The sequence below is a fragment of the Shinella pollutisoli genome (genome assembly GCF_024609765.1).
GTDB lineage: Bacteria > Pseudomonadota > Alphaproteobacteria > Rhizobiales > Rhizobiaceae > Shinella > Shinella pollutisoli.
In genome coordinates this window covers 1-2,555 of the sequence record NZ_JANFDG010000062.1, presented here as the reverse complement: position 1 = coordinate 2,555, position 2,555 = coordinate 1, and the positions used below count along the sequence as shown (strand labels likewise).

Below are 2,555 nucleotides of genomic sequence, written 5' to 3'. Positions count from 1 at the left end.
CTCGGCATTCCTCGCCCTGGCAGCCGCAAAGATATGGCTGCCATACTTTGTCAACAGGACCTAGTCTCAATACCTTCGATTTCAAACGAGCCATCGAGCGAACAGGATATCGCCCGCGCCGCCCGATGGCTCTTGCAAGAACTATCGTCGATAGGGTTCGCGGCCGAAATCATCCAGACGAAGGGCCATCCGGTGGTGCTTGCCCGATCGCCGTCCGGTTCGGAAGACAGTCAGAAACGGTTGCTGTTCTATGGACACTACGATGTCCAACCGATCGGCGAACTCGAAGATTGGACGCACGCGCCGTTCAAGCCAGAGGTGATCGATGAAGATGGCGTCAAGCGGTTTTATGGCCGCGGCGCTTCCGATAGTAAAAGTCAGCTTTGGACTTTCATCGAGGCGTTGCGCGCCTGGAAGAGCGTCATGGGCGAATTCCCCGCCGAGATCATTGTCATGCTGGAGGGGGAGGAGGAATGCGGTTCGCCGAGCCTGCCTGAATTCATTCAGCAGCATCGGCAGAATCTTGAGTGCGATGTCGCGTTCATCTGTGATGCGGAAATGTGGTCGCCCACTCAGCCGGCGATCACTACCCAGCTCAAGGGTCTCCTCCACGAGCGGGTGACGGTTTCTGCTCCCAATCCTGATCTCCACTCGGGGCACTATGGGGCGGTCGCCGCAAATCCCATTCGAATTCTAAGCTCCATCCTTGCCGGTATTCACGATGAAAAGGGACGGGTAACTATTGACGGCTTCTACGATGGCGTGCGCGACCTCCCGGAGGTTCTCCGGAAGCAATGGGATGCGCTTTCCCAATATCCTGGCTTGTTCGACAGCGTTGAATTAAGCGGAGGCGTGACAGAGGAAGGGTACTCGCCGCTAGAGGCGATGTGGGGGCGGCCGACGGTCGATATCAATGGTATCACTGGCGGCAACCAGGGACCGGGAGAGCGCTCCGTGCTACCCGGAACGGCAACAGCACGCCTTTCCTTCAGGCTCGTCGCCGGGCAGGAGCCTGAGCAGGTCCGTCGGAGCTTCCGCAACTATGTCGAGTCCCGGATCCCGCCCGGATGTTCGGTTAAATTCGAGGGGGTAGGCGGCAGTTCCGCTGTCGTACTTTCTCAGGAGAGCCCTTTCCTGGCCGCATCGGCGCGGGGCCTGGAAGCGGAATGGGGCCAGCCAGCGGTACTCAGGGGCACCGGAGGCGCAATACCGCTTGTCCAGCAGCTCAGCGAGGTACTGGGAGCCGAATGCGTCGTTATCGGCTTCATACTTTCGACCGACGCTATCCACGCGCCGGACGAGAACTACGATACGGAGAGGCTAAGGAAGGGTGCCCGTAGCTGGGGTCGAGTATTCGGAGAGATTCAACGGATGCAGCCCGCTGACAGGTTTGATCGGAACCGCTCTTCGTAGTTTAGTCAAATCATCAGCAAAGCAAGTTTTGGTCATGCGCACCATACCCGTAGGGGCACTTTTGACACTGGCCACAACATGGCAGAGGCTTGTGCGGGGCGGAGGGAGTTGGCGGACCAAGTAAATGCTGCTTAGGCAATTCAAGGAAGCTCAAATCCAAAGAACGGCAAACAGATACTTGAGTTGCCGCGGCAGTGTCTCTTCCTAGACCTTGGACTGCGCGCGCGAGGTAGGCTGTCATCTTGATGATGACGTCACGGCCGTCTTCGATCTGAGGATCCGGAACGCTGTCGCAGCGTATGTCGTTCTTGCCGTGCCAGCAAAGCGCTTTCATGGAAATCTCCTGTTTGAATAGTTCGTTGAGGCCGCTTCTGTCGCGCGACCGTTGTCATCGCTACGAGGAAAAGACCGAGAAAGCCGCCCGCGTTGATGGGCCGGCGCGAAGGGGAGGATGAGGGCCGCGTCGATGGCCTCCATGAAGACCACTGGAAGCACGCCGCCAAAGGTCGCGTTCGAGGGGAGCGCCACCGGCGCTGCCAAATCCAGATTGAGGAACAACCTGGCCAGCGGAGGCGCAGGTGGCTCTCCGCCGGCTGGTTCGCAAACTCATGGCGCTTTGAGTATTCTACGCCTCTCAGATTGCAGATCGCCCATAGTGCCGCCTGGTTCCTAGCCCTGCGCCGAGGACCAGAAGTGCTCCAGCGAGAAGCGTGATCGCGACCAACGGGTATCGACCGAAGGCCGCACTCGCCCCATTGTTGCGGACTGCGTGAATTTTTTCTCGCAGGGCGGTGACATCGTTTTGCAAGGCCCGCAATTCCGTACGATGGAACTCTGTTTCATCCCGTTCCCGGCCGGTGTTCGAAGCGTGAAGCCCCAACGGTTCGGGCTCAGGCGAATAGGCTAGTTCCGATGTCCCCTTCGCGGTCGCCGTATGCGTGACGGAGACGGGATCGGAGGCGGGAAATGCGTCTTCCAGCCCCTTCTCTAGCCGGGTTTTATGTGACTGTAGCTGGTCTGCCTGCTCGACGAGCAGGGATTTGACGGCAGGAGAAACTGGTTCGTCCGACATATGCGCCGTAAGCGGTGTTTTCCTCGCACATTGACCAAGCTCGATTGGGCATCCCGAAAAATGCCACTAC

1 protein-coding gene and 1 pseudogene are annotated in these 2,555 nt (G+C 58.6%); one reads left to right on the top strand and one right to left on the bottom strand.

Features of this window, described 5'->3' with window-relative positions; genetic code table 11:
• A partial coding sequence (locus NNZ72_RS25305) for a M20/M25/M40 family metallo-hydrolase (protein WP_306766442.1) occupies positions 1 to 1,413 on the top strand: 1,413 nt, incomplete at its 5' end.
• A gap of 232 nt (positions 1,414 to 1,645) precedes the next feature.
• On the opposite strand, the pseudogene NNZ72_RS25300 reads toward NNZ72_RS25305, so the two are convergent.
• Positions 1,646 to 1,747 (bottom strand): annotated as a pseudogene (locus tag NNZ72_RS25300) (alcohol dehydrogenase catalytic domain-containing protein); the annotation flags it as partial.
• Positions 1,748 to 2,555 lie beyond the last annotated feature (808 nt).